The sequence below is a fragment of the Kitasatospora sp. NPDC004289 genome, assembly GCF_053602875.1.
The window spans coordinates 1-5,758 of record NZ_JBSGEL010000150.1 but is presented as its reverse complement, the minus strand read 5'-3'; the positions used below and the strand labels follow the sequence as shown (position 1 = coordinate 5,758).

Annotated in this window: 4 protein-coding genes; 1 reads left to right on the top strand and 3 read right to left on the bottom strand. The window is 73.2% G+C overall.

Annotated elements, in window-relative coordinates; all coding sequences use genetic code 11:
• Positions 1 to 47: 47 nt before the first annotated feature.
• The 3 genes from ACWEPF_RS39420 to ACWEPF_RS39410 are packed head-to-tail and all read right to left on the bottom strand — an operon-like array spanning position 48 to position 4,751.
• On the bottom strand, positions 48 to 473 hold the full coding sequence (locus ACWEPF_RS39420; RefSeq protein ID WP_345289559.1) for a DUF742 domain-containing protein: 426 nt from the start codon (positions 471 to 473) through the stop codon (positions 48 to 50).
• Positions 474 to 526: 53 nt separating this feature from the next.
• Positions 527 to 940 (bottom strand): roadblock/LC7 domain-containing protein, encoded by a 414-nt coding sequence (locus ACWEPF_RS39415; RefSeq protein WP_345289569.1) that lies wholly within the window; start codon positions 938 to 940, stop codon positions 527 to 529.
• 10 nt (positions 941 to 950) lie between these two features.
• Complete coding sequence (locus ACWEPF_RS39410) at positions 951 to 4,751, bottom strand: sensor histidine kinase (RefSeq protein ID WP_452176458.1); 3,801 nt, start codon at positions 4,749 to 4,751, stop codon at positions 951 to 953.
• A gap of 562 nt (positions 4,752 to 5,313) precedes the next feature.
• Here ACWEPF_RS39410 and ACWEPF_RS39405 point away from each other — a divergent pair.
• Positions 5,314 to 5,508: a hypothetical protein gene (locus ACWEPF_RS39405; RefSeq protein ID WP_345289562.1), complete on the top strand. Its 195-nt coding sequence runs from the start codon at positions 5,314 to 5,316 to the stop codon at positions 5,506 to 5,508.
• Positions 5,509 to 5,758: the final 250 nt, after the last annotated feature.

The following is a 5,758-nucleotide window of genomic DNA, read 5'->3' as shown; positions in this document are numbered from 1 at the left end:
CGACGACGATCTTCGCGGAGGTGGTGGCGCGGCTGGGGGCGGCCGCGTTAGAGCTTGCGAAGTCCACTGAGGACCCTTTCGAGCAGCGTGACGTCCGGCGTTCCGCCCGACTCTCCGGCGGCGGCGGGCTGGTGGATGGCGACGAGACCGGCCTCGGCCAGGTCGGCGACCAGGATGCGGGCGACCCCGAGCGGCACACCGGCCAGCGCGGAGATCTCCGCCACGGACTTGACGTCCCGGCACAGGTTGACGATGCGGGCGTGCTCCGGCAGCAGACCGCCGGTGCGCTCGGCGGCCGTGGTGGTGGAGATCAGGGCCTCGATCGCCAGCTGGTACCGCGGGCGGGTGCGGCCGCCGGTCATCGCGTACGGGCGGACCAGCGGCTGCTGCTCGTACCCGTCGGACTGGCCGCCGTAGCCGCTGCCGTACCCGTTGCTGCCGTAGGAGCCGCCGGGTGTCGGGGGCGGGGTCATGAGGGTCCTCCTGGATGCTCTGGTCAGTTGCCGCGCTTCGGGGTGACGGTCCGTCAGTGCAGCAGGCTGCCCTGGAGTTCGGCGCGCAGCGCGGGGGTGAGAACGGCTCCGGCGCGGTCCACCAGGAGGGCCATCTCGTAGCCCACCAGACCGATGTCGGAGTCGGGGGCCGCGAGCACGGCCAGGGAAGAGCCGTCGCTGATGGCCATCAGGAAGAGGAAGCCGCGCTCCATCTCCACGACGGTCTGGTTGACCTCGCCGCCCTCGAAGATCCGGCTGGCGCCGGAGGTGAGGGAGGTGAGGCCGGAGGCGACGGCGGCGAGCTGGTCGGCGCGGTCGCGGGGGAAGCCCTCGGACATGGCGAGCAGGAGCCCGTCGGCGGAGACCACCACGGTGTGGGACACCCCGGGGGTGCTGTCCACGAAGCTGGTGATCAGCCAGTTCAGGTTCTGTGCGGCCTGGCTCATCTGGGTCAACTCAACGCTCCTGCTGGTTCGAGCCGTAACCGGGGTTGTCCTGCGCGCCGTGCCCCTGCGGGCCGAAGCCGTCGAAGCGCGGCGGACGGGTCGGCATGCCGCCGCCCTGCGAGGCGGCGTCCGCGCCGGCCTGGCGGCCCTGCTGGATGCCGCGGCGCAGGTTGGTCAGCCGGCCGCGCACCTCCTCGGGGCTGCGGGAGACCTGCGGGCCGGTCAGCGGCGACGCCTCGGCGGTGCCGGAGACCAGGTTGGCCTGCGGGGTCCGGCGGGGGAGGCCGGACAGGGTCAGCCCGTCGCTGGAGGGCTCGCGGACCTGCTCCGCGCGGCGCCAGCGCTCGTCGTTGGCGGACGGGCGCCACGGCGCGTCACCCGGGCCCTCCTGGCCGGGCTGGCCGGGCTGGCCCGGCTGCGGGCGGCCCTGGGGCTGCCCCTGCGGCTGGGCCTGGGCCTGCTGCGGGGCCTGCGGGCGCTGGGCCTGCGGCTGGGCCGGAGCCTGCTGGGGGGCCTGGGCCTGGGCCGGAGCCTGGGCCTGGGACGGCGCCTGCGGGGCCTCGGGCCGCTGGGCGGTCCTGGCCGGCTCGCCGAAGCCCGGAGCGGAGGTGCCGGGGCGCTGCGGCTGGTACCCGCGCGGACGGGCCTCCTCGCGGCCGCGGCCCGGCAACTCCTGCCCGGGGGCGGGCTGCTGACGGGGCGTCCGCTGCGGAGCCGGGGCGCCGAAGCCGTCCTCGGGCCGCTGCCACTGCACGGTGTCGTCGAGACCGGGACCGGTCGGCAGCGCCATCGGCTGGGCCTGCGGGGCCACCTGCTGCTGGGGCTGCTGGACGTGCTGCTGCCCCTGCTGCTGGAACGAGGGCTGCTGCGGCACCGGGTTGGGCACGCTCGGCAGCACCGGCTCGACCAGACCGAGGCCCAGCGGGTCGCGCGGGTCGATCTCGCTGGCCTCGAAGCGCGGACGGGCGAACTGCGCGGTGGACTCCGCCGGAGCCTCCAGCGGGGCCGGGGCCTGCTGCTGGAACATCTGCGGCTGGGCCTGCTGCGGGGCGGGCGCCTGCTGCTGACCGGGGCCGGACGGACGGCCCTGCGGCTGCGGACGGCGTCCGGCCTCGGGGTGGCCGGCCCGGCCGTGCTGCGGCTGCTCGTTCCAGCCCTGGGCACCCTGGCCGGCCGGCTCGGGGCGCGGACGCTCCTGGCCGAAGCCCGGCTGCGGCTGGCCCTGCGGCTGGCCCTGGCCCGGACCGCGGCGGGGGAGCCCCGCACCCGGAGCGCCCTGGCCCGGAGTGCCCTGGCCCGGCACGCCCTGAGCGGGAGCGCCCTGACCGGGAGCACCGGCGCCCGGGGCACCCGAGGCGCCCGGGGTACGGCGCGGCATCAGGCCCTCGGCCGGGTTCTCCCGGGAGGGCTGGCCCGCGTCGCGGGTGGGCAGGCCGCCCGCGGGGGCGCCGGCGGCGGGGCCGCCGAAGAGGTTGGGGGAGCCACCGGGCGCACCGGCCGGGGCACCCGGACGGCCTCCGCCCTGCGGACCCTGGCCGAGCTGCGGCCGGCCGGCCGGAGCGCCGCCCGGGCGGCCCTGCGAGCCCTGCGGGCCTTGGCCGAGCGCTGCCGCGCCACGGCCGGCCAGCGCCTCGGCGGCACCGGGACGGCCCTGCTGACGCGGCGTCGGACCGACCCCGCGCTGCGGCGCCTTGCCCGGCCCGCCCGGACGGCCGCCGCCCCGGCGGTCGCCGGAGGTGGTGACGTCGAGCGGGAGCATGACGAGGGCGGTGGTGCCGCCGGAGTCGCTGGGGCGCAGCTGGATGCGGATGCCGTGTCGCAGGGACAGGCGGCCGACCACGAAGAGGCCCATGCGGCGGGAGACCGAGACGTCGACGACCGGGGGGTTGGCGAGGCGCTCGTTGATGTCCGCGAGGTCGTCGGGGGAGAGGCCGATGCCGGTGTCGTGGATCTCGATCAGCACCCGGCCGTCCGGCAGCGCGTGGCCGGTCACCCGGACGCGGGTCTGCGGGCTGGAGAACGAGGTCGCGTTCTCGAGCAGCTCGGCGAGCAGGTGGACGAGGTCGTTGACGACGCGGCCGGCCACCTCGGCCGACGGCACCGAGGCCAGCTCGATGCGCTCGTACTGCTCCACCTCGGAGGCGGCGGCGCGGAGCACGTCGACCAGCGGGACGGGGCGGGTCCAGCGGCGGCCCGGGTCCTCGCCCGCGAGGACGAGGAGGTTCTCGCCGTTGCGGCGCATGCGGGTGGCGAGGTGGTCCAGCTTGAACAGCGAGGCCAGCTGGTCCGGGTCGGCCTCGCGGCTCTCCAGCTCGGAGATGAGCGAGAGCTGACGCTGGATCAGGCCCTGGCTGCGGCGCGAGAGGTTGGTGAACATCGCGTTGATGTTGCCTCGCAGCAGCGCCTGCTCGGCGGCGAGGCGGACGGCCTCGCGGTGCACCATGTCGAAGGCGTGCGCCACGTGGCCGATCTCGTCCGCCGAGTCGACGCCGACGGGTTCGACGGTGACGTCGACGTCGTGCGGGTCGCTCTCGGAGAGGGTCTTGACCAGCTCGGGCAGCCGCCGCTCGGCGACGTCCTCGGCGGCGACCTGCAGACGGGTCAGCGAGCGCACCATCGAGCGGGCCACCAGGGCCGCGCCGGCGATGGCGACGATGAGCACGACCGCGATCAGCGCGCCGTTGACCAGCGCCTGGGTGTCGGCCTCGTCCTGGAGGTCGCCGGCCCGGCCGTCGAGGTCCTCGAGCAGCTTCTTCTCGATCTTCTGCTCGGCGGTGATCTTCGCCGTGGCGCTGTCGTACCAGTCCTTGTAGCCGCGGGACTCGGTCTGCTTGATGCCGTTCGGGTTGAGGACGGCCTTGCTGTACCGGTCCGCGTTGGCGATCTCCTGGTTGCGGGTCAGGCCCTGGCGCAGCACCTGCGCCTCGGAGTCGCCGTAGATGGCGGTGAAGTTGGTGAGGGCGTTGTCCTCGGAGGTCTTCAGGCGGATGCCGAAGGTCTCGTCGGAGGAGGACAGGTCCGGCCCGAGCGGGTTGGCGAGCGCCGCGCTGATCAGCGCGCGCTGCATCGAGGTGTTCTCCTTGGCCAGCGAGAACTGGTAGAGCGCACGGGTGATCTTGACCAGCTCGGTCGAGTTGGACGCGATCGCGATGTCCTGCGTGATGGAGAGCAGGTTCTTGATGATCACGTCGTAGTTGGTGATCGTCGCCTGGATGTTCTTGTGGTCCGTGTAGGCGTTGCTACGGGCCTCGGAGAGCTGGTTGAGGTCACGGCGGACCTGGAGCAGCAGGGCCTTGCCACCGGCGAGGTCGAGGTCGTCGAAGTTGTCCGCGCTGGCCGCGAAGGCCTTGCTCAGGGTGTCCGAGACCTTGCGGGCGTTGGCGACGTCGTCGTCCTTGGCGCGCTCGGGACCGCCGTTGGTCAGCGGGCCGGCGCTGAGGTCGCGCTCGGTCTGCAGGGCGTTCGCCAGGTCGGTGGCCTTGCGGGCCAGGTCGGCCAGGTTGGCCATCTGCGAGAGCTGGTGCGAGTTGTCCAGCGAGGACTGCACGCGCAGACCGCCGAGCGCGAGGGCGACCACCACGGGGAGGAGCAGCAGCGCGATCAGGCGCGTGCGGATCTTCCAGTTGCGCATGGCGAACCGGCTCAGACCGGTGGCCCGGCGGCGGGTCAACGAGGTGCGCAGGCGGGAGCGACCGCTCGGCTTCTCGTTCTGATCGGTGCCTTCGGCACCGTCCTGCGGATCGGGCTCGCCGCCGCCGACTATCTGCTCACCGGGGCCCGTGAGCGGCGCTGCCTGGTGGGGGCCTGCCACGGGCTCACGCGACTCCGGGTCTCCCGCGGCGCCGCTGCCCCTCTTGAAACGTCCCTGCACTGGCGTCGCAACCTCTGGACCGGGCGCCCCTTCCCGCTGGCACGGTCAGGGGCGGTGTCGAGTTTTTCCGTCGCATTCCAGCACAGCGTGGGAACTCCAACAAGGGGCGTTACCTGTCAGTGTCCTAGACCACCCAGCGCGCGCACCGTCTCACTGACTGTGCGGTAACAGGCCGGGAATACGGCGCTTTTCGGACACTCGCCCGATACATGCCAAGTCAGCCCTCGATGGCGCGATGCGGAGGAGCTCCCGAAATGTCCGAGATACGGATTTTGAGGCGATCTCCGCAGGGTCGTGAAATGTCCATGATGCGGCATTTCCCCGGCAATTTGTGAGCAAAATCACAGCGGAATGTATAGCTAAGATCACGGCGCCTGTGGAAGAAGATCGGCTCCCCTCCGGGGTGGACCGTCTACCCTTGTGCGCTGTGCCAGGCGTCAGCCTGCCCGGAATCACCCCCGCCGACTCCTGTGGATCGGCCCCGAACCCAAGGTGTGACGCAATGTCCCAGCTCCCGAACGGCTCGACCGCCAACCCGCGCCGGACCACGCTGGCCTCGGTCGCCGACTTCGGCCAGCTGCTCGGCTCCCCGGCCGACCGCGCGGTCGAGTACGCCTCCGAGCTGCCCGCCAGCACGGCCAACCCGCGCCGCACCGTGCTGATGACCGCCCCGGCCCCGCGCCTGCCGCAGGACTGAATTTTCTGGAGCCTGCTCACCTTCGGGCCGCCTGCTGTCGATGCCGACGGTCGTCCCTCCCTCGGTCGCTCCGCTCCCTCCCTCGCTCCTCCCTTTCGGCATCGACGCGGCCCTTCGGTTCGCAGCCTCGTGGGCGCCGGACCGCCATCAGGCGGGGCGGGGGCCCCCCCCGCGCATAGATGGGGGCGGGTCGCCTCATGGCCGCGGGCGGGCCAAATTTATTATAAAAAGAAGTAAAAACAGCACAAAA